The sequence below is a fragment of the Enterobacter sp. RHBSTW-01064 genome (assembly GCF_014103035.1).
Classification (GTDB): domain Bacteria; phylum Pseudomonadota; class Gammaproteobacteria; order Enterobacterales; family Enterobacteriaceae; genus Enterobacter; species Enterobacter mori.
The window spans coordinates 175,511-195,766 of record NZ_JABXOU010000004.1; the positions used below are offsets into that span (position 1 = coordinate 175,511).

20 protein-coding genes and 1 pseudogene are annotated in these 20,256 nt (G+C 54.6%); 10 read left to right on the plus strand and 11 right to left on the minus strand.

Features of this window, described 5'->3' with window-relative positions; translation table 11 throughout:
- Positions 1–39: 39 nt before the first annotated feature.
- Both uspF and HV355_RS13790 read left to right on the plus strand, forming a co-directional pair.
- Complete coding sequence (uspF, locus tag HV355_RS13785) at positions 40–474, plus strand: universal stress protein UspF (RefSeq protein WP_108416950.1); 435 nt, start codon at positions 40–42, stop codon at positions 472–474.
- Between the two features lie 361 nt (positions 475–835).
- The gene (locus HV355_RS13790) at positions 836–1,651 is read left to right on the plus strand and encodes a hypothetical protein (RefSeq protein WP_182402311.1); all 816 of its coding nucleotides are present in this window, start codon (positions 836–838) and stop codon (positions 1,649–1,651) included.
- Positions 1,652–1,688: 37 nt separating this feature from the next.
- Here the strand turns inward: HV355_RS13790 and HV355_RS13795 are convergent.
- Positions 1,689–1,952: pseudogene (locus HV355_RS13795) on the minus strand (replication protein P); the annotation flags it as partial.
- A 264-nt stretch (positions 1,953–2,216) separates the two neighbouring features.
- Entirely contained in the window at positions 2,217–4,250 is a 2,034-nt protein-coding gene (gene dcp, locus HV355_RS13800; protein WP_182402313.1) for a peptidyl-dipeptidase Dcp, read from the minus strand.
- Positions 4,251–4,393: 143 nt separating this feature from the next.
- Between dcp and ydfG the strand changes: the two genes are divergently transcribed.
- Complete coding sequence (gene ydfG / locus HV355_RS13805) at positions 4,394–5,140, plus strand: bifunctional NADP-dependent 3-hydroxy acid dehydrogenase/3-hydroxypropionate dehydrogenase YdfG (RefSeq protein WP_120158747.1); 747 nt, start codon at positions 4,394–4,396, stop codon at positions 5,138–5,140.
- 91 nt (positions 5,141–5,231) lie between these two features.
- Positions 5,232–5,918: a GntR family transcriptional regulator gene (locus HV355_RS13810; protein ID WP_042714708.1), complete on the plus strand. Its 687-nt coding sequence runs from the start codon at positions 5,232–5,234 to the stop codon at positions 5,916–5,918.
- Between the two features lie 34 nt (positions 5,919–5,952).
- On the opposite strand, the gene HV355_RS13815 is transcribed toward HV355_RS13810, so the two are convergent.
- Positions 5,953–6,384 carry a universal stress protein gene (locus tag HV355_RS13815; RefSeq protein WP_010430681.1) on the minus strand — a complete coding sequence of 144 codons (432 nt, stop codon included), beginning with the start codon at positions 6,382–6,384 and terminating at the stop codon, positions 5,953–5,955.
- Positions 6,385–6,672: 288 nt separating this feature from the next.
- Here HV355_RS13815 and ydfZ point away from each other — a divergent pair, with 288 nt between their 5' ends.
- Positions 6,673–6,876 (plus strand): putative selenium delivery protein YdfZ, encoded by a 204-nt coding sequence (ydfZ, locus tag HV355_RS13820; RefSeq protein ID WP_010430680.1) that lies wholly within the window; start codon positions 6,673–6,675, stop codon positions 6,874–6,876.
- 42 nt (positions 6,877–6,918) lie between these two features.
- Here ydfZ and HV355_RS13825 read toward each other — a convergent pair whose 3' ends face one another.
- The 5 genes from HV355_RS13825 to HV355_RS13845 form a co-directional block, all read right to left on the minus strand.
- The gene (locus HV355_RS13825; RefSeq protein WP_182402315.1) at positions 6,919–8,382 is read right to left on the minus strand and encodes a mannitol dehydrogenase family protein; all 1,464 of its coding nucleotides are present in this window, start codon (positions 8,380–8,382) and stop codon (positions 6,919–6,921) included.
- 224 nt (positions 8,383–8,606) lie between these two features.
- Positions 8,607–9,986, minus strand: coding sequence for an MFS transporter (locus HV355_RS13830; protein WP_182402317.1), 1,380 nt, complete (start codon positions 9,984–9,986; stop codon positions 8,607–8,609).
- A gap of 73 nt (positions 9,987–10,059) precedes the next feature.
- Positions 10,060–11,079: a Zn-dependent oxidoreductase gene (locus tag HV355_RS13835; protein WP_182402319.1), complete on the minus strand. Its 1,020-nt coding sequence runs from the start codon at positions 11,077–11,079 to the stop codon at positions 10,060–10,062.
- Positions 11,080–11,093: 14 nt separating this feature from the next.
- On the minus strand, positions 11,094–12,308 hold the full coding sequence (gene manD / locus HV355_RS13840; RefSeq protein WP_089598768.1) for a D-mannonate dehydratase ManD: 1,215 nt from the start codon (positions 12,306–12,308) through the stop codon (positions 11,094–11,096).
- Between the two features lie 111 nt (positions 12,309–12,419).
- Positions 12,420–12,746 (minus strand): YnfA family protein, encoded by a 327-nt coding sequence (locus HV355_RS13845; RefSeq protein ID WP_010430670.1) that lies wholly within the window; start codon positions 12,744–12,746, stop codon positions 12,420–12,422.
- A gap of 130 nt (positions 12,747–12,876) precedes the next feature.
- Here HV355_RS13845 and HV355_RS13850 point away from each other — a divergent pair, with 130 nt between their 5' ends.
- A complete protein-coding gene (locus HV355_RS13850) occupies positions 12,877–13,215 on the plus strand; it encodes a DUF1283 family protein (RefSeq protein WP_042714686.1) in 339 nt (112 codons plus the stop codon).
- Positions 13,215–13,775, plus strand: coding sequence for a spermidine N1-acetyltransferase (gene speG / locus HV355_RS13855; RefSeq protein WP_120158751.1), 561 nt, complete (start codon positions 13,215–13,217; stop codon positions 13,773–13,775). Before HV355_RS13850 ends, speG begins: the two co-directional genes overlap by 1 nt.
- 154 nt (positions 13,776–13,929) lie before the next feature.
- Here speG and HV355_RS13860 read toward each other — a convergent pair whose 3' ends face one another.
- Positions 13,930–14,640 (minus strand): YnfC family lipoprotein, encoded by a 711-nt coding sequence (locus tag HV355_RS13860; protein WP_126817432.1) that lies wholly within the window; start codon positions 14,638–14,640, stop codon positions 13,930–13,932.
- A 104-nt stretch (positions 14,641–14,744) separates the two neighbouring features.
- Between HV355_RS13860 and HV355_RS13865 the strand changes: the two genes are divergently transcribed.
- From HV355_RS13865 to dmsD, 3 genes are all read left to right on the plus strand, one after another.
- Entirely contained in the window at positions 14,745–15,038 is a 294-nt protein-coding gene (locus HV355_RS13865) for a DUF1161 domain-containing protein (RefSeq protein ID WP_100166774.1), read from the plus strand.
- A gap of 133 nt (positions 15,039–15,171) precedes the next feature.
- A complete protein-coding gene (ynfE, locus tag HV355_RS13870; protein WP_182402321.1) occupies positions 15,172–17,610 on the plus strand; it encodes a selenate/tellurate reductase subunit YnfE in 2,439 nt (812 codons plus the stop codon).
- Between the two features lie 94 nt (positions 17,611–17,704).
- Positions 17,705–18,319 carry a Tat proofreading chaperone DmsD gene (gene dmsD / locus HV355_RS13875; RefSeq protein ID WP_182402323.1) on the plus strand — a complete coding sequence of 205 codons (615 nt, stop codon included), beginning with the start codon at positions 17,705–17,707 and terminating at the stop codon, positions 18,317–18,319.
- A 59-nt stretch (positions 18,320–18,378) separates the two neighbouring features.
- Here the strand turns inward: dmsD and HV355_RS13880 are convergent, their stop codons facing one another.
- Entirely contained in the window at positions 18,379–18,762 is a 384-nt protein-coding gene (locus HV355_RS13880; protein WP_010430656.1) for a Rid family hydrolase, read from the minus strand.
- A 13-nt stretch (positions 18,763–18,775) separates the two neighbouring features.
- Entirely contained in the window at positions 18,776–20,230 is a 1,455-nt protein-coding gene (locus tag HV355_RS13885) for an MFS transporter (protein WP_126817437.1), read from the minus strand.
- Positions 20,231–20,256 lie beyond the last annotated feature (26 nt).

Here is a 20,256-nt window from a genome sequence, read left to right on the forward strand (position 1 = left end):
TCTAACCTGAATTGTGTGAAAAACACTCAGGAGGGACACATGTACAACTCAATTTTGGTTCCAATTGATATTTCGGAGGATAGCCTGACGCACATGGTTATTCCTTTCGTTCAGGCACATACAGCACTGAATACGGCCAAAGTCCACTTTCTTACTGTTATTCCATCGCTTCCTTATTATTCATCATTAGGTTTGGCCTACTCCGTGGAAATGCCGAAGCTAAAAGATTTCCAGCACGCGGCCCTGGCAAAACTGGATGAAATCGTTAAACAATTCAAAATTCCTGCAGACAAGATACAGACTCACGCCGTGACGGGCTCCCCTAAGGATCAAATCCTTAAGCTCGCTGACACGATCGCTGCCGACCTGATTATCATCGCTTCCCACAAACCTGACATATCGACGTATCTGTTGGGTTCGAACGCGGCGGCAGTGGTGCGGCATGCGAAATGTCCGGTACTGGTCGTAAGATAGAAAACCGGGCGAGAAGCCCGGTTTTTCGTTGACGTTACCCTGAGTCAGGGCTGAAAAACGCGTTTAAACATTCAGTACGTTTGCGTTTAAATTGAGCTCGGCAATGGCGGCCGGTTTTCCAAGCAAGTAGCCCTGAACTTCGTCACATTTATGCTTTTAACGAGCTCCCTCCGTTGCAATGAACGAAGTATGCCTTTTTATCAAAAGCCAGGCTTGAGCATAACGACGGTAATAATACTCGCTCATGACCAGTTAAAGGCATATGCAAAAGCCAGTATTTATCGTTATTATTCATGTAGCAATCATTGATGACTAATGTCATCATATTAGTTGCAACGACTTACAATCGAAGAGACTGAACATGCTGGAAACATTCAAAGAATTATTTTCATCTACGATTAGTACAACTGTACAACGTGTCAAGAATCCTGCATTAGGAGCATTCGCGCTGTCTTGGTGCGCATTTAACTGGAAATCCCTTTTATACCTTTTATTTAGCGATGGTGACATTCTAAATAAAATTGAGTTCATCACCACTAACAGCACCTGGAAAACAGTAGCCGGCTATCCTTGCGTTTCAGTAATTGTAATATGTGGCTTTCTCCCATGGGTAAATAATGTTATTTCAAGATGGCAAGCCAAACCACTCGATAACAATGACTCCATAGAGAATTATCGTAAAGCAAAACAAATTCTACGCGTAACAAGACTCCAAAGGTTACAGGCTAAACAAGATGTGACATATGATAAGGTTAAAACAGGCGCTGAAAAAGATATTCAGGCCATGAAAGAACAAATTATCGAGTCAAAAGACCGAATGGGCATTCTTACTTCTGAATTGAAAGATAAAGAGGAAAAACTACGGAACGAGACACTGTTAGTAGGTGAACTCAAACTAAAGCTTGAGCAATCTACTAATGTTATTGTTCAGCTTAAGGAATCATTAGAAAAAATAAATAACGCTTACAATTTATTAAGCGAGCAATTCAATTCATACAAGAAAAAACATCCAGAAGAGCTTCAAACTTTGGGCGGCGGTGGCTTGCTTTCTGGGCTAACAAGTCTGACGCCCGAAATGATAAGAGAGTATTTTGCAAATCAGGAATCCGAGAAGAGCAAATTAAATAAACAACTTTTGAATAGGGATACTCAAGGAATTTTCACCCCAAAGGAATAATTATATTAATTTTCAATATTATTACTTTTAATGAGGCGGCCTTACGCTCGGGTTCTTTGTGACACAGCTGGCCATCAGTTCCGCGGCGACGCAGCTCCAGACAGATGTGGTAATAAACCGGCTTTGACCACGGATACTGCTCGCTGCTCGGGTAACGAAACACCAGCTTACGTCACTTTCAGTATTCAACCATGACGTCAGCAGTGGTGATCCCCAGCACGCAGCGCCCTTCCCTGCACCACTTGATGAACTGGCCTGACGAAGGCAGAAACGGACGCTCCTGTCGGCGTACCATGCGCATATCGGAGCGTCTGTATGAGGGGCAAGGCTTCAATACCCAGCAGCTACCAGGTCACTCATCAGACAGGATGGCAGCGCAGTATCATAACGATCGTGGTCTCGAATGGGTGAAAGTGAAGGTGTAGCTACGTGAATAAATGGACCTTATCCCCCTGCAAATTTCGCAGAATTTAAGAATTCATTTTGGGAAGGAATTTTGGGGAAGAAAAAAAACGGGCAAAAACCGGGCACCGCGCCCGGTTCTGCTTCCAGCCTTAAAAAGCCCTTACGAACTGAACCCGCGATTTTCCAGCATCGGCTCGATCTTCGGGTCGTGCCCACGCCAGTTGCGATACAGTTCAGCCAGGTCAGTGCTGTTACCACGAGACAAAATCGCCTCACGGAATAGTTGTCCGTTCTCACGCGTCAGCCCACCCTGCTCCACAAACCACTGATAGCCGTCGTCGGCCAGCATCTGCGTCCACAGGTAAGCGTAATACCCCGCCGCGTACCCGCCGCCGAAAATATGCGCAAAGTAACTGCTGCGATAGCGTGGCGGGACGGAGGGAAGATCCAGCCCCTCTTTTTTCAACGCTTCCGCTTCAAACGCGTCAACGCTCGAAACGGCTTCGCTAATCCCGTGCCAGTTCATGTCCAACAGCGCCGCACTCAGCAGTTCCGTCATGTCGTACCCTTTGTTGAACTGGGTCGCAGTCAGCATTTTATCGCGCAGCGCGTCCGGCATCGGATCATTGGTTTCATAGTGACGCGCATAATGGGCAAAGACCTGCGGATGGCTGGCCCAGTGCTCATTAATCTGCGACGGGAATTCGACGAAATCGCGCGGGGTATTTGTCCCGGAGAGCGTGGCGTAGCGCTGGCTGGCAAAAAGTCCGTGCAGAGTATGACCAAATTCGTGGAACAGGGTCACAACATCATCCCAGGAGATGAGCGCCGCCTGCCCGTTTGCCGGTTTTTGATAGTTACAGACGTTGTAGATCACCGGACGCGCGGCAAACTCATGGGACTGCTCAACGAAATTCCCCATCCACGCTCCGCCGCTTTTGGAATCGCGGGCGAAGAAATCACCGTAGAACAGCGCCATACCTTCACCGGTGTGGTCGAAAATCTCCCACACCCGCACGTCGGGATGGTAAACAGGAATATCAAAACGCTCGACAATACGGATGCCAAACAGCTGGCTGGCGGCCCAGAACACGCCGTCGTGCAGTACGGTGTTCAGTGCAAAGTACGGCTTGATTTGCGATTCATCCAGCGCGTACTTCCCGAGGCGCACGCGCTCGGCATAAAATGCCCAGTCCCAGGCCTGCACGTCAAAGCCACCCTGCTCGTCGTCAATCACGTTCTGAATATCGGCCTGCTCGCGTTGCGCACGCGCACGGGCAGCCGGCACTATGCCGCGCATGAAGGCCAGCGCAGCATCGGGCGTTTTCGCCATCTGGTCGGCCGTGCTCCAGCTGGCGTAATCGTCAAATCCGAGCAGCCGGGCCTGCCGCGCGCGCAGCGCCGTCAGACGGAGGATCAGCTCGCGAGTGTCGTTTTCATCCCCTTTCTGGGTACGCGTCCAGCCTGCGTTGAACAGGTTTTCGCGCGTCTGACGATTACGCAGCGCCGATAGCGCTGGCTGCTGGGTGGTGTTCAGGAGCGGGATCAGCCAGCGATCGTTTAGCCCCTTCTCCGCAGCGGCCTGCGCGGCAGTCGCGATCTCATCTGCGCTAAGCCCCTCAAGCTGATGCGCGTAATCCACCACCAGCCCACCCGCCTTATTGGCAGCCAGCAGGCGCTGATTAAACTGACTGGTCAGGGAGGCCGCCTCGGTATTCAGCGCCTTCAGTTCGGCCTTTTCCGTTTCATTCAGACGCGCACCGGCCAGAATAAACCGCTGGAATGTCTCCTCGACCAACCGACGAGATTCAGCGTCCAGCGCAGCACGATCCTGCCAGACGCTCTCCACGCGGGCGAAAAGGGTGTCATTAAGCCAGATATCGTTCGCCAGCGCGGCAAGTTCGGTGGAGAACTGCTCCTCCAGCTCCTGCAGGTACGCATTGGTATGCGCGGAGGCCATGGCGAAGAATACGCTGTTTACGCGGGAAAGCATGGCGCCGCTTTTCTCCAGCGCCAGCACGGTGTTGGTGAAGTCTGGCGCAGCGGCCTGAGCGACAATGGCAGCAATGTCCGCCCGCTTCTGGCGAAGCGCTTCATCGAAGGCCGGACGATAGTGGCTATCGTTAATCTCATCAAAACGCGGCGCCTGATAAGGCAACAGGCTAATGTCAAAAAAAGGGTTATTGGCCGACATCTTTCACTCCTGAGAACGGTATATCTCCCCAGAGTAGGACAGGCAGCCCTGGCCTGCAATGGCGTCATACAAATGTTGCCTTAACGGCGCGCCTGAGAGCGTGCTATGTTAATACAACACAAAAAGCGTTGAGGAACAGTGAGATGATTATTTTAGTTACCGGGGCGACAGCGGGTTTTGGTGAAAGCATCACGCGTCGCTTCGTCGCCAACGGACACAAGGTGATTGCGACCGGTCGCCGTCAGGAGCGCCTGCAGGAGCTGAAAGAGGAGTTAGGTGACAGCATCCTGACCGCGCAGCTGGACGTGCGTAACCGCGCGGCTATTGAAGAGATGATTGCTCATCTGCCAGCAGAATGGCGCGCCATCGACGTGCTGGTTAACAATGCCGGTCTGGCGCTGGGCATGGAGCCCGCCCACAAAGCCAGCGTTGAAGACTGGGAAAACATGATCGACACCAACAACAAAGGGCTGGTGTATATGACCCGCGCCGTGCTGCCGGGGATGGTCGAGCGCAACCGCGGTCACATCATCAACATCGGGTCGACTGCCGGGAGCTGGCCTTACGCGGGCGGCAACGTCTATGGCGCGACGAAAGCGTTTGTACGTCAGTTCAGCCTTAACCTGCGCACCGACCTGCACGGCACCGCCATTCGCGTCACCGATATCGAGCCAGGCCTGGTGGGTGGGACCGAGTTCTCGAACGTGCGTTTTAAAGGCGATGACGCGAAAGCGGACAAAACCTACGAAAACGCCAATGCCCTGACGCCAGAAGACATTACTGAAACAGTCTGGTGGGTGGCGACGCTGCCAAAACACGTCAACATCAACACCGTTGAGATGATGCCAGTCAGCCAGAGCTTTGCCGGACTTAGCGTCCATAGAGGCTAATTACGCCTTTCCCGGCCTGCGGGCCGGGTATGTGATGGCAGGCAAAAGAATGGTAGTATGTTCAGGTTAACTCTCTGAGAAATCACAACCCATGGCCGCTGAATCACAACTCAATCCTACCCAGCCCGTTAACCAGCAAATCTATCGTATTTTACGACGCGATATCGTCCACTGCCTGATCCCGCCGGGAACGCCGCTCTCTGAAAAAGAGGTCTCGGTGCGTTTTGACGTATCCCGTCAGCCGGTGCGTGAGGCGTTTATAAAACTTGCTGAAAATGGCCTGATTCAGATCCGCCCCCAGCGCGGCAGCTATGTAAATAAGATTTCCCTTTCGCAAGTCCGTAATGGCTGTTTCGTCCGCCAGGCCATTGAGTGCGCAGTGGCACGTCGTGCCGCAGCGCTTATCGATGACAACCAGTGTTACCTGCTGGAGCAAAACCTGCATCAGCAGCGGATTGCGATTGACCGTAAGCAGCTCAACGACTTCTTCCAGCTTGATGACGAATTCCACCAGAAACTGGCGCAAATTGCGGATTGTCAGCTGGCGTGGGATACCATCGAAAACATCAAAGCCACCATCGACCGCGTGCGCTACATGAGCCTTGACCATGTTTCCCCGCCGGAAATGCTGCTCCGCCAGCACCATGATATTTTCAGCGCGCTGGAAAAACGCGACGCGGACGGCGTGGAAAATGCGATGACGCTGCATCTGCAGGAAATTAGCGAATCGGTCCAGCTAATCCGCCAGGAAAATAGCGAGTGGTTTAGCGAAGAGTAATATTCGCCGCCACCTTTCGGGTGCGGCGATGTGATTAGCGAACGACTAATACCGGGATCGTGGCGTAGCGCAGAATAGATTCCGCGTTTGACCCCAGCAGATGGGTGGTGATGCTCGGGTTTTTCGATCCGATGACAATAACGTCATACTCCCCTTCTTTGCTGAGCTTGATAATTTCATCACGCACGTTGCCAAAGCATACTTTGCAGTGAATATCATTCGGCGAAATATCGAAGAGCCGCTTTAACGCCGTCATTTTTTTCTCAGACTCCGCGGTCATATACTCTTCAAACTTCTTTATGTCCGCGTTAAACCCGCGCAGCAGCGAGCGGCTGCTGTTAGGCAGAATGTTGACCAGGGTAATCGACGCGCCTTCGGCTTTTGCCAGGTTGGCCGCGTGGCGTACTGCTTTATCGCTCAAGTCCATTTCAAACACGTCTACAGGCATCAATATTTTCTTGTACATAAGCCTGACTCCTTATTCCGATGAGAGGATTATTTCCTGACTCAAGAGTGCCATTGGCAATATAAACAAACCCTCAACGCTTGCAGGGTGAAATTATCCATTTAGGAAAATAATTGTCGGCTTTGTAAATTACCGTCCGGAACCGTCAGCGGGCTGCACTGAGGATAAAAAAAGTGTGACCTTGATCAAAAGCAAATAATTTTGGCGGCGAGAGGCGTATTAATAATGCCCGTGAACGGCAGAAGGTAAAATAGCGCCGTAGCGAAGAGTAAGAGAGGAGAAAATACCATGATGACATACGACCGTAACCGTAACGCCATAACCACCGGCAGCCGGGTCATGATTAGCGGCACCGGCCGCACCGGCGTGATTAAAGCGATTCACAGCGAGGGGCTGGACGCCGCGCAGGTGCGCCGCAGCAAAACGGTTGAAGTGGAAGGAAGTGAAGGTAGGTACGAACCGATCGAACTGATTCGTCTGGGAATGCACTAAGCGTGCAGGTTCATGCCGCCGCCAGCGGCGGCATGTAATAAATTACGGTTGTAGTGCGTACTGTGCCACTGTGGCTTTCGCCCCCTTCTGCAGCAGCGTCTGATAGGCCTCCATCACCGCATTCACAAACACGGCATCCTGCGGCAGTTCGTTTCCAAAAATGGCTTCAATGCCCAACAGCGCCTTAACGCGACGTTGCCCCTCTGCGCTTCCCTTTACTGCCGCCTGAATCACCGCCAGCTGCGGGTCGCTCACCTCAATGGCATTACCCTGCTCGTCCACACCGCCGACGTAACGCATCCAGCCAGCCACGCCCAGCGCCAGCAGCGGGAAAGGCTTCTGGTGCACCCGATGCCAGCGCACGGAGTCCAGCATACGCTGCGGGAGCTTCTGGCTGCCGTCCATCGCGATCTGCCAGGTGCGGTGACGCAGTGCCGGGTTGCTGTAACGCGCAATCAGCAGGTCAGCATAGTGGCCTAAATCAACGCCTTTCACCTTCAGCGTGGGAGCCTGCTCTTTTAGCATCAGCGCGTGCGCGGCTACACGGTAGTTTTCATCTTCCATGCAGTCGTTGATGTGCTGATACCCTGCCAGATAGCCGAGATAGGCCAGGAAAGAGTGGCTGCCGTTGAGCATACGCAGCTTCATCTCTTCGAACGGGATGACATCTGCAACCAGCTCGGCACCTGCTTTTTCCCACTGCGGACGGCCAGCAACAAAGTTGTCTTCGATAACCCACTGGCGGAACGGCTCGCAGGCCACGCCCGCCGGATCGCGCACGCCGGTCAACTGCTCGATTTTATCCAACGTATCGGCGGTGACTGCAGGCACAATGCGATCCACCATCGTTGACGGGAAGGTGACGTTGGCTTCTATCCAGTCCGCCAGTTCATCGTCTACGGCGCGCGCGTAGGCGCAGGTTACGTTACGCATGACGTGACCATTCTCCGGCATGTTGTCGCAGGACATTACGCTTAAAGCAGGCAGACCTGCCGCTTTACGACGCGCCAGCGCTTCAACCACGACGCCAGGGGCAGATTTCGGCTGAAGCGGGTTTTCCAGGTCGGCGGCGATTAACGGATGATCGAGCATCAGTTGTCCGGTCGCCGGGGAGTGGCAGTAGCCTTTCTCGGTGATGGTCAGGGAGACAATGGCGACCTGAGGTTCACACATCGCCGCCAGCACGGTTTCCAGCCCATCAACCTGCGCGTGCAGTGCTTTTTTGACCACGCCGACGACGCGCGATGTCCATGCATCGGCAGACATCTCCGCGACGGTGTAGAGGTTATCCTGCGCATTGAGATCGGCAATTTGCTGTTCGCCACCAATCAGATTCACTTCGCAGTATCCCCAGTCGCTGCCGTGTTCAGCCGCAAGAATATCGGTATAAACTGCCTGATGCGCACGGTGAAATGCGCCAAATCCTAAATGAACAATGCGCGCCTTAAGGCTGCCGCGATCGTACTGAGGCAGCGTCGCTTTCGCCTGTAATAACCGGTTTTCCATGATTGAGACTCGTTAATTAATGAAAGCTGCGATCCGCTGCCGCTCTCCTTCCGAAGCGGCAGCGCCTGCTGACTACACCAACTAGAATGGCAGTTGGGGTAAAAAAATAACTGCCATCAACCATACTGATACTTCAATTTCAGATATTGATTTATATTAACTTTTGTCCATGTGGTGTGACATGATCGAAAAGTTATGTGACAAGTCACTCAGGATATAAACCATTAACGTCGTGACGAGAGTGCGCCATAGCCAACTGATTCGCGCCGGGGCGCTTCCGCGGCATCTTCTGCCGCGCTCAAGTCACGGTCACGCACTTCCGGCATCAGGATTGCCGAGACCAGCCCAATCACGGAATAGGCCACCAGCATGGCGACAATCGGCCACCAGGATCCGGTCATGTTGCAGAAGATCCCCGCCAGTACCGGACCAAAGCCCACCGCCACCAGCCCGCCCGCCTCTTTGGAGATAGCCATGCGGGTAAAGCGATTACGTGAGCCAAACATCTCTGCCATAGTGATGTTTTCCAGCGCAAACAGCCCCAGTACCGAAATGTTATGAATGACGATAATGGAAAGCATGATTGTCCCCGGCGCGTAGCTCTTATCGACGATAATCGACAGCATGGGGTAAGCCAAAAGAATGGCGGAGGTGTTAACAATGATGTACGGCAGCCGACGCCCTACCTTGTCAGACAGCCAGCCCAGTAGAGGAATGGTGATGAACCCGAGGACAGAGCTAATCATCAGTGCATCGGTGGGAATTGCCTTATCGAACAGCAGCGTCTGTACCAGATAGCCCGCCAGGAACGTCTGAATCAGACCCGAGTTACCCGCCTGTCCGAAGCGCAGCCCGGTTGCCAGCCAGAAGGATTTGCTTTTGAACATCGCACCCAGGGCGTTTTCCTGGGCAGCCACCGGCGCGACAGTTTCTGCGTCGTTCACTTTCTCAAAGACCGGGCTCTCTTTCAGGTTCATTCGCAGCCAGATGGCAAAGATCATCACCACGACGCTGGCGAGGAAGGGTACGCGCCAGCCCCAGGCGACAAGTTCTTCACGGTCGAGGGCAAAGAACATAACAGCCCAGATGGCCGTTGCGCTCAGCGTCCCGCAGTTGGTCCCCATCGCCACCAGCGAGGAGATAATGCCGCGTTTCCCCTTCGGGGCGTATTCCGCGAGCATCGTGCCAGCGCCAGATATCTCCGCGCCAGCGCCCAGCCCCTGAATAATGCGCAGCGTCACCAGCAGGACTGGCGCGAAAATCCCAATCTGCGCGTAGGTCGGCAGCACGCCAATCAGCGTGGTGCAGATCCCCATCATGGTGATGGTAATGAACAGCACCTTTTTACGACCAATGCTGTCACCCATTCTGCCGAAGATGAAAGCCCCGACGATACGCGCGATATAGCCCGCGCCGTAGGTCCCCATCGCCAGAATCAGCGCCATCGCGGCAGACTGTTCAGGGAAGAAGATTTCGTGGAATACCAGGGCGGCACCCAGCGAATAAAGCTGGAAATCCATAAACTCCAGCGCGGTGCCCAGCCAGCCGGAAACGGCGGCTTTCACCAGATCGGAGGTGGTTCGTTGAGGTTGTGCTTGCGTCATAATGGCTATCTCTAAAAGGTAAGATGCGTACCACATAGAGCCTGTCTGCGCAGGCTCTTAACCGCGTGCTTAATTATTGACCGAACGTGAGCAAGACTTTGCAGCACTGCCGCTGGTCTTTTTCAAACAGTTCGATGGCGTCTGTTACGTGGTGATAGTCAAAGGTATGGGTGATCAGTTTTTCCGGGTCGATCAGCCCCTTTTCCAGCCAGTCAATCACGACCGGGAATTTGTTGGCGTTGAGGCGCGAAGATAAAATCGCCAGTTCTTTGCCGGTGATGCCCTGCTGCACAACCTGGCTCGGCTCGCTGGAGAAGCCCATCAGCACGATGCGCGCCGCCGGGAAGGCCAGGGTAATGGCTTCCTGTAAAATCGATGGATGACAGGCGGCATCAATGATTAACGTCGGTTTGATGCTCCTTTCTTCCAGTACGGCCTGCAGCGACTGCTCGCCGTTATTAAAGACCCAGTCCGCGCCGCTGCGCTGAGCCATTGCCAGCCGCTCATCAATGCGGTCGACGACGATAACCTGCTTCACCTTATAAACGCCCTTCAGCGCCTGCACGGTGACCAGCCCCATCGGGCCCGCGCCGTAAATCAGCGCAACATCCTGTTCGGTGGGTTTCGCCTGCCCCGTCACGTTGGCGGCAATGGTGAAGGGCTCAACCATGACGGCGTGTTTATCCGGGATCGCATCCGGGATGGGCCAGGCATTTTTAGCGGGCACAGCCGCATATTCGCTGAAGCCGCCGTCGCGGTGGACGCCCAGTACCACCAGTGAGGTGCAGACGTTCGGTTTCCCGACGGAACACGGGTAGCAGTGTCCGCAGCTGATTACCGGATCAACCGAGACGCGCTGACCCAGTCGCGCGCTGTCGACGCCCTCGCCCACGGCGTCAATCACGCCGAAGAACTCGTGGCCGATCACGCGCGGATATTTCGCAAACGGATTATGTCCACGGTAGATGTGGCTGTCTGAACCGCAAATCCCTGCCAGCATGATTTTGACGCGGACTTCTCCTGCGCCTGGCTCCGGGCGTGGACGCTCTTCAATCACCAGCTGGTTCGGCTGTTGAATCACTACGCTTTTCATCGTTCGTTCCTCGGTTACCAGTTCCACAGCGTGCCGTCTTCAAGACGGGCCACCGGCAGATAGGCCGGGTCATAGGGGTATTTCGCGGCCAGTTTTTCATCAAACTCAATGCCAAGCCCCGGTTTGTCGCCCGGATGCATGTAGCCATTATCAAAGCGCCAGCTGTGCGGGAAGACGTCCAGCATCTGTTCGGAGTAGCCCATGTATTCCTGCACGCCGAAATTCGGCACCCACAGGTCGAAATGCAGCGCGGCGGCGTGACATATTGGCGACAGATCGGACGGTCCGTGCGAGCCGGTACGCACCTGGTAAAGCGAGGCGAAGTCTGCAATGCGGCGCATCCCGGTGATCCCGCCCGCGTGAGTGATGGTGGTGCGGATATAGTCGATAAGCTGCTCTTCAATCAGCTGCTTGCAGTCCCAGATGCTGTTGAACACCTCACCCACCGCAATTGGCGTGACGGTATGCTGGCGGATCAGGCGGAAGCATTCCTGATTTTCCGCAGGTGTTGGGTCTTCCATCCAGAACATGCGGAACTCTTCAATGCTCTTGCCGAAGCGCGCCGCTTCGATTGGCGTCAGGCGATGGTGCATGTCGTGCAGGAGATGTTCGTTGAAACCGAATTGACTGCGCACCGCGTCGAACAGCTTTGGTGTGAAATCGAGGTACTTCTCAGTGGACCAGAGCTGCTCTTCAGGCCAGTCGCCCTTAGTGGCAGGTTCGTAGGCAAGGCCTTTCCCTTTGGACATGCCGTAAGTGGTTTTCATGCCCGGCACGCCGCACTGCACGCGGATCGCCTTAAAGCCCATCTCTTTATGACGGGCGTAATCTTCCAGCACGTCGTCAATGGTGTGCCCGGTGGTGTGGCAGTAGACCATTACCCCTTCACGGGATGCGCCGCCCAGCAGCTGATAGAGCGGCATGTTGGCCGCTTTCGCTTTGATATCCCAGAGCGCCATATCAACGGCGGAGATGGCCGACATGGTGACCGGACCGCGACGCCAGTAAGCCCCTTTATAGAAAAACTGCCAGATGTCTTCGATGCGGTGGGCATCACGGCCAATCAGCTGGGGACAAAGGTGATCTTTCAAATAGGACGCGACAGAGAGTTCGCGTCCGTTCAGGGTGGCGTCGCCAAGACCCACGATCCCCTCATCAGTGGTGATTTTGAGGGTGACAAAGTTACGCCCTGGGCAGGTGACAAAGACTTCAGCCCCGACAATCTTCATAATTCCTTTCCTTACATCGCATGTTGTGATGCAGGAAATTTACGCAATTACGCAACTACCATACAAGTATATTGATCATAATATCAGCGAGAGATCACAAAATCAGGGCGCTCAGGTGCGCCCCCATCCCGCCACGATGATCAGCATCCCGCAGAGCGCAACCAGGGCACCGGCCCAGTCGTAGACGCTGAGTTTGACCCCATCCACGACGCGTAGCCACAGCAGCGCAGTACAGACATAAACACCGCCGTACGCGGCGTAGACGCGTCCGCTCGCGGCCGGATGCAGCGTTAACAGCCAGACGAACAGCGCCAGCGCAACAGCCGCCGGGATGAGCAGCAACACGGACGCCCCCTTCTTCAGCCAAAGCCAGGGCAAAAAGCAGCCGATGATTTCGCAGAGCGCGGTGGCAAAAAAAAGCAGCGTGGTTTTGAACATAATTCTCTTCTGGTGAGGATTGATTTAACCATCTTACCCGATGATAACCGCGGGTATGACGCTATCTCGCTTTGGTGTAGAATCTGAACAGGGTAACGTGATTATCTGCCCCCATTAAAAAGGAAACGCTATGACTACATTAAGCAAACGCCTTTGTCTGACCGCCGCGCTGGCGCTGTCAACGCTCGCTTTCACCGCGACGGCGACCGCCGAAACCAGCAAGCTGATTATTGAATCCGGCGATAGCGCACAAAGCCGTCAGAACGCGGCGATGGACAAAGAACAATGGAATGACACTCGCAGCCTTCGTCAGAAGGTCAACACGCGTGCGGAGAAAGAGTGGGACAAAGAAGATGTCGCTTTCGACGCGCGTGATAAGTGCCAGCAAAGCGCCAACGTCAACGCCTACTGGGAGCCAAACACCTTGCGCTGCCTGGATCGCCGCACTGGCCGCACGGTTGCACCCTAATGCCTGCACAGTATGACATTAAGCTTCGGCCGCTGGAGCGTGAAGATCTCCGTTTCGTCCACCAGCTCGACAACAATGCCAGCGTGATGCGCTACTGGTTCGAAGAGCCTTACGAGGCCTTCGTCGAGCTGTCGGATCTTTACGATAAGCACATTCACGATCAGAGCGAACGCCGTTTTGTGGTGGAGTGTGAAGGTGAAAAAGCCGGTCTGGTCGAACTGGTGGAGATCAACCACGTTCACCGCCGGGCGGAGTTTCAGATCATCATTTCGCCTGAGCACCAGGGGAAAGGTCTTGCCTCACGGGCGGCAAAGCTGGCGATGGATTACGGATTCAACGTCCTGAACCTCTATAAGCTTTATCTCATCGTGGATAAAGAGAACGAGAAAGCGATCCATATCTACCGCAAGCTGGGCTTTATGGTGGAAGGTGAACTGATTCACGAGTTCTTTATCAATGGCGAATACCGCAACACCATCCGCATGTGCATCTTCCAGCACCAGCACCTGGCCGGACACAAGCCGTCAGGCGCCAGCCTGCTGAAACCTACCGCGCAATGAGAGTGACGCTCCCCCATTGAGCTCTCTTTCTTGCCGGGTGGCGCTGCGCTTACCCGGCCTACATGGTGCAAGAATATCAATATGTTGCACGCTTCATTGTAGGCCCGTGCAAGCGTAGCGCCGCCGGGCGAAACGCACAAAATGCACTTTACTCTCAGTAATATTCAATCGTGTTTTTAATGGTGTACTTGCGCTCAACGGCCGGTTTGACGCTATCATCCGTGATCGTCAGATCGCAACTCACCGGATTATTATGTCTATCGTAGTCGCAGTTCTGCTTCACATTCCCGAGCGGCTTGTCATTCAACAAACTCACGGCCGAGAAATCCATTCTTTTGCGCAGATCCTTCGACGGTGTCGACTGTACGGATAAGTGCTGGTCCCCGGAGACGGTGGTTTTGCCCAGCGGATAGCCATCCGCATCGTAGCGGTACTTCACTTCCATCTCCTTGCCGTGCGCCGCGACGACGAATCCATTATCGTCGGTCTCCCACGTCACCCCGGCTGAGGGTAATTCCGCCAACTGACATTTCCCCTGCAGCTTCACCTTCTGCTGTTGGGTTTCGGCATCCAGGTAGTAATTTGCATCCAGCACCAGCGCCACGCCGGTGTTGTTCTCAAGGTCGTGCAGTTCCAGCGTATCAAAGCACCCTTCTGTCGACAGGGTACCGGTCACGCGCTTGGACACTTCCCCCTTGTCGTTAAACAGGGTCTGGGTAAAGTCTTTCACCGGACCGCGCAGCGGGTCGAAATCGAATTCATTAGAAAAGCTCGCCATCTCAGGCGTATACGACAGCGGCGCGGAGTTGTTGTCGCACCCCACCAGTGTTGCTGCCAGTAGCGTTATCGCTGCGTATTTCTTCACATTTATTACCGTTTCAGAGAGATTATTCCCAATCATATTAGCAAATACAGATGTTTACACGAACCCTGCTAAAATTAATCTCTACACAGAGAAAGGAGCTACAGATGAAACGGTTACCCTGGATTACCGCCCTGCTGTTAATGAGTGCGTCAACCGCCGCGCTGGCGGCACCGGATTCCTGCGAGCGCGTGAAAAGCGACATTCAGCAGAAGATCGTCAACAACGGCGTGCCTGAGTCTGGCTTTACGCTGAACATCGTGCCAAACGATCAGGCAGATCAGCCGGATGCGCAGGTGGTTGGGCATTGTGCCAACGACACCTTTAAAATTTTATACACCCGCACAGGAAGTGGCGCTGCCTCTGGCAGCCAGGACAATGCACCGAGTGAACCTCAGTAACTTCCCGCTCAATGTCCATTGATTTGATAAGGATTAACATTTAGTACCTCAAAATAAGTAACACTCACCCCATCATTAGCCCGGTTGTAATCACGGGTAAAAATAATACGTAATCTCAATGTTGGGGTGAGCCATGTCTGAGGTCGATCATCACGGCGGTATAAGCCGCCGAACGCTTGTTAAATCTACAGCGATGGGTTCGCTGGCGCTTGCCGCGGGTGGACTATCATTACCGTTTGGTTTGAATACTGCCGCTGCTGCAGTGCAAAACGCCGTGCAGCCTGCGGAAGATAAAGTGGTGTGGGGAGCCTGTTCGGTCAACTGCGGCAGCCGCTGCGCACTGCGCCTGCACGTTCGCGACGATGAGGTCTACTGGGTCGAAACGGACAACACCGGCGAGGATATTTACGGTAATCATCAGGTGCGTGCCTGCCTGCGCGGACGTTCTATTCGCCGTCGTATCAATCACCCCGATCGTCTGAACTACCCGATGAAACGCGTGGGCAAACGCGGCGAAGGCAAGTTTGAGCGCATCACATGGGACGAAGCGCTGAACGCCATCACCGCCAGCCTGAAAGACGTGGTCGACAAATACGGCAACGAAGCGGTTTACATTAACTACTCCTCCGGCATTGTCGGCGGCAATATCACCCGCTCCTCCCCTTACGCTTCGCTGGTGGCGCGCCTGATGAACTGCTACGGCGGTTTCCTGAGCCACTACGGCACCTACAGCACGGCGCAAATTGCCTGCGCGATGCCTTACACCTACGGCAGCAACGACGGGAACAGCACCTCTGACATTGAAAACACCAAACTGGTGGTGATGTTCGGCAATAATCCGGCGGAAACGCGCATGAGCGGCGGCGGGATTACCTATTATCTGGAGCAGGCTCGCGAGCGCTCCAACGCGCGCATGATCGTCATCGACCCGCGCTATACCGACACCGCCGCCGGACGTGAAGACGAGTGGATCCCTATTCGTCCAGGTACCGATGCCGCCCTGGTTGCGGGGATCGCATGGGTATTGATCGACGAAAATCTGGTGGACCAGCCGTTCCTGGATAAATACTGCGTCGGCTATGACGAAAAAACGCTGCCGGAAGGCGCTCCCGCTAACGGTCACTACAAAGCCTATATTCTCGGCCAGGGTGATGACCACACGGCGAAAACCCCTGAGTGGGCCTCACGCATCACCGGCATTCCAGCGGATCGCATCGTTAAGCTTGCTCGCGAAATCGGCTCCGCAAAACCGGCGTATATCTGTCAGGGCTGGGGACCACAGCGGCAGGCGAACGGCGAGCTTACGTCCCGCGCCATCGCGATGCTGCCAATCCTCACCGGAAACGTGGGGATTAACGGCGGTAACAGCGGCGCGCGTGAGTCGACCTACACCATCACCATCGAACGTATGCCGCTCCCGGACAACCCGGTCAAAACGCAAATCTCCTGCTTCAGCTGGACGGACGCCATCGCCCGCGGGCCGGAGATGACCGCCCTGCGCGACGGCGTGCGCGGTAAGGATAAGCTGGACGTGCCGATTAAGTTCATCTGGAACTACGCGGGCAACACCATTATTAACCAGCACTCTGATATCAATAAAACTCACGAGATCCTGCAGGACGAAAGCAAGTGCGAAATGATTGTCGTCATCGACAACTTCATGACCTCGTCAGCGAAGTACGCCGATATCGTGTTGCCGGACCTGATGACCGTCGAGCAGGAAGACATTATTCCTAACGATTATGCAGGCAACATGGGCTACCTGATTTTCCTCCAGCCCGTGACCGCGCCGAAGTTTGAGCGTAAGCCTATCTACTGGATCATGAGCGAAGTGGCAAAACGCCTCGGGCCGGACATCCATCAGAAATTCACCGAAGGACGCACGCAGGAACAGTGGCTGCAGTTCCTGTATGCCAAAATGCTCGAAAAAGATCCTAAGCTTCCATCCTATGACGAGCTGAAAAAAATGGGCATTTATAAGCGCAAGGATCCGAACGGACACTTTGTGGCCTATAAAAAATTCCGCGAGAACCCGGAAGCCAATCCGTTGAAAACGCCATCGGGCAAGATTGAAATCTACTCCAGCAGGCTGGCGGACATTGCCGCCTCCTGGGAGCTGGAAAAGGATGAGACCATCAGCCCCCTTCCCATCTACGCATCGACCTTTGACGGATGGGATGCCCCCGAGCGCGCGCAGTTCCCGCTGCAGCTGTTTGGCTTCCACTTCAAAGCCCGTACCCACTCGAGCTACGGCAACGTCGATGTGCTGAAAGCGGCCTGCCGCCAGGAGGTCTGGCTTAATCCTGCCGATGCCGAAAAACGCGGCATCAAGAACGGCGATACGGTGCGCGTCTTTAATCGTCGCGGCGAGGTACGAATTGAAGCGAAAGTGACGCCACGCATCATGCCCGGCGTGAGCGCCATGGGCCAGGGAGCGTGGCACGATGCCAATATGAGTGGCGATCGTATCGACCACGGTTCGTGCATCAACACGCTGACCACGCACCGCCCGTCACCGTTGGCAAAAGGCAACCCTCAGCACACCAATCTGGTGCAGATCGAGAAGGTGTAGAGGGTGAAACGCGAGACCGTGGTTTATTCTATGGTCAGTATTATCGGTTAACACAGTCGCGCGGACATCTTCCGCGCGAGAAAGGAAGGTTGTAATGAAAGATGTCTCACCACGTGAATCGTTCGCGTTTAGTGCCCGGGTATTGGGCGCACTGTTTTATTTTTCTCCCGACAGCGAGCAGGCTGCGCCGCTGGTGCGGGTCCTCACCGCGGGCGACTGGGTTCAGGACTGGCCCCTGCCATCGGAAATGCTGCAGCCCGTTGCCGATACCTTTGCCTCGCCTACCGAAGAGCCGCTGACGGACGCCTGGCAACGGCTGTTTATTGGCCCTTACGCCCTGCCCGCTCCACCGTGGGGTTCCGTCTGGCTTGACCGCGAATCCGTGCTGTTTGGCGACTCGACGCTCGCGCTGCGCCAGTGGATGCGTGAGAATAATATTGCTTTTGAGATGCAGCAAAATGAACCGGAAGATCATTTCGGCACTTTGCTGCTGCTGGCAGCGTGGCTGGCCGAGAATGGCCGCGAAGCGGAGTGCGATCGGCTTCTGGCATGGCACCTGCTGCCGTGGAGCACCCGCTTCCTGTCGGTGTTTGTCGACAACGCCGGGCATCCGTTTTATACCGCGCTGGGTCAGCTCGCGCAGCTGACGCTCGCAGACTGGCGTTCTGCGTTACTTATTCCGGTTGCGGAAAAGACGCGCTATCGCTAAGGGGTGCGGCTTGCTCGCGGGTGGCGAGCAAGCCTTCTTTTTAGCCCATACGACCGAAACTATCTTTTTGCCACGATCCGCATTTCCACCAGGGCATTTTCCGGAATGAACTCTGATACACCGATGGCAGACCATGCCGGGTATGGTGCCTTGACATACTCATCCTTCACTTTAGAAAAAACAGCGATATGTTTCTTGAGATCAATATGAAAAGTGGTCATCTCCAGAATGTTTTCATAGCCTAAGCCAGCAGCGTTCAGATACACACCCAGCTTATAGAAGGCATCATGAAACTGTTCTTCCGGCTCCTTGCTTATAGGTTTGTCCCTGCGCGCTGCGGTCACTCCTGAGAGATAGACTGTGCCATCGGCTTCGATGACGGGGGAAAAGTGCCAGTCATCGAAGTAATGCTGGAATGCGTCAGGAACTATTGATTTTTTCATGATGATGTCTCTTTTAACACGTTGATTTATGCTCAGGAAAACGTCCCCACGAAGCATACCTGATAAGCCGGACGCTGAGTCCTGCGCCTATGGCAAGGCATACCGCCATTGTCAGAAGGGAGACGATAAAGGCGTGCGTAATAGTGGCTTCACTTTTTCCAGCGTCTAACATGCTGTAAAAAATGCCGCCGATGATGGCAACGCTCAGCGCGGTGCTGATTTGCAGAGTCGAGCTGGTCACGCCAGCGATCGTGCCTGAGAACGCGGGCGCCACGCGGCCTGTCACCATGCGCACCAGCGTCGGCATCGCCAGCCCCTGTCCAAGACCGGTAACAAAAAGCAGTGCCGCGAGCGGCAACATGGCTGGCGGGCGCCCTGTCAGCGTGTGGGCAACCAGCCACGCAAGGCCTGCCAGCCCCACCGTCTCGCAGCCCATCCCGATGGCGCTTAAGTAATTTCCGACAAAACGCCTCAGGTACGGCGTCAGCAACGGTCCGATCAGAAAGCCGATGCCAAAGGGCAGAAAAATCAGTCCCGCCGTCAGGGCGTTTATATGCAACGCATCCTGGAGATAAACAGAAAATAACAGAAAGAAGGCACCAATCGAATAAAACAGCAAAACGACTGTGAGCCCCCGCCCCAGCCCTGGCGCGCGCAGCACGGAAGGATCGAGCAGCGGTGAACCACCGCTCTGGCTAAGATGCCGCTCATAACGCCACAGCAGCCTGGCCAGCAGAGGCACAGCAAGAAATGACAGCCACGTCCACCAGGGCCATCCCGCCTCGCGGCCTTCAATTAACGGCACAATCAGCGCACTCAGCGTGACGGTTGCCAGCAGCATTCCGACGGGATCCAGACGCTGTGCAGATTGCGCACGCGTCTCTTTTAGCAGCGGCAGTCCAAAAAGAATGACCAGCATCGCCACCGGCAGGTTAACCAGAAAAATAACCCGCCATCCCAGATGAAACAGATCCGCTGAAAGCAGGGCTCCGCCCAATACCTGTCCTATAACGGAAGCCAGACCAAACACCGCGCCATAGATACTCAGCGCGAGCGGTTTTTCCGCCTCCGGAAAAATAGCCTGAACGGAAGCCAGCGCCTGCGGAGCCATAATCGCGGCCGTGGCGCCCTGTAATATGCGTCCGGTTATCAGAACCCACGGTGACCAGGCTAAACCGCACAACAGCGATGCCGCAGCAAAACCGACGAGCCCCAGAAAAAACATTTTCCCGCGCCCGTAAATATCCCCCAGCCGTCCGCCGGTGATTAACGTTACCGAGTAAACGGCGGCATAAGACGAAATGACGAGCTGCTCAGCAGAGGACGTGGCGCTCAGCTCGCCCTGAATTGCAGGCAGTGCCACATTGACAATAAAAAAATCGAGCGGAGGCAAAAATGCGCCAACCAGCAGGATAATAAACATTGCCCAGCGACGGGGCTCGGCTTGCGTGAGGGTATGTGTCGACATAGAACACTCCATAGATAACGGTTCCC

Coding starts and splice junctions, on each gene's coding strand:
- uspF (WP_108416950.1), top strand. CDS start 40: ATGTACAACTCAATTTTGGTTCCAATTGATATTTCGGAGGATAGCCTG.
- HV355_RS13790 (WP_182402311.1), top strand. CDS start 836: ATGCTGGAAACATTCAAAGAATTATTTTCATCTACGATTAGTACAACT.
- dcp (WP_182402313.1), bottom strand. CDS start 4,250: ATGTCGGCCAATAACCCTTTTTTTGACATTAGCCTGTTGCCTTATCAG.
- ydfG (WP_120158747.1), top strand. CDS start 4,394: ATGATTATTTTAGTTACCGGGGCGACAGCGGGTTTTGGTGAAAGCATC.
- HV355_RS13810 (WP_042714708.1), top strand. CDS start 5,232: ATGGCCGCTGAATCACAACTCAATCCTACCCAGCCCGTTAACCAGCAA.
- HV355_RS13815 (WP_010430681.1), bottom strand. CDS start 6,384: ATGTACAAGAAAATATTGATGCCTGTAGACGTGTTTGAAATGGACTTG.
- ydfZ (WP_010430680.1), top strand. CDS start 6,673: ATGATGACATACGACCGTAACCGTAACGCCATAACCACCGGCAGCCGG.
- HV355_RS13825 (WP_182402315.1), bottom strand. CDS start 8,382: ATGGAAAACCGGTTATTACAGGCGAAAGCGACGCTGCCTCAGTACGAT.
- HV355_RS13830 (WP_182402317.1), bottom strand. CDS start 9,986: ATGACGCAAGCACAACCTCAACGAACCACCTCCGATCTGGTGAAAGCC.
- HV355_RS13835 (WP_182402319.1), bottom strand. CDS start 11,079: ATGAAAAGCGTAGTGATTCAACAGCCGAACCAGCTGGTGATTGAAGAG.
- manD (WP_089598768.1), bottom strand. CDS start 12,308: ATGAAGATTGTCGGGGCTGAAGTCTTTGTCACCTGCCCAGGGCGTAAC.
- HV355_RS13845 (WP_010430670.1), bottom strand. CDS start 12,746: ATGTTCAAAACCACGCTGCTTTTTTTTGCCACCGCGCTCTGCGAAATC.
- HV355_RS13850 (WP_042714686.1), top strand. CDS start 12,877: ATGACTACATTAAGCAAACGCCTTTGTCTGACCGCCGCGCTGGCGCTG.
- speG (WP_120158751.1), top strand. CDS start 13,215: ATGCCTGCACAGTATGACATTAAGCTTCGGCCGCTGGAGCGTGAAGAT.
- HV355_RS13865 (WP_100166774.1), top strand. CDS start 14,745: ATGAAACGGTTACCCTGGATTACCGCCCTGCTGTTAATGAGTGCGTCA.
- ynfE (WP_182402321.1), top strand. CDS start 15,172: ATGTCTGAGGTCGATCATCACGGCGGTATAAGCCGCCGAACGCTTGTT.
- dmsD (WP_182402323.1), top strand. CDS start 17,705: ATGAAAGATGTCTCACCACGTGAATCGTTCGCGTTTAGTGCCCGGGTA.
- HV355_RS13880 (WP_010430656.1), bottom strand. CDS start 18,762: ATGAAAAAATCAATAGTTCCTGACGCATTCCAGCATTACTTCGATGAC.
- HV355_RS13885 (WP_126817437.1), bottom strand. CDS start 20,230: ATGTCGACACATACCCTCACGCAAGCCGAGCCCCGTCGCTGGGCAATG.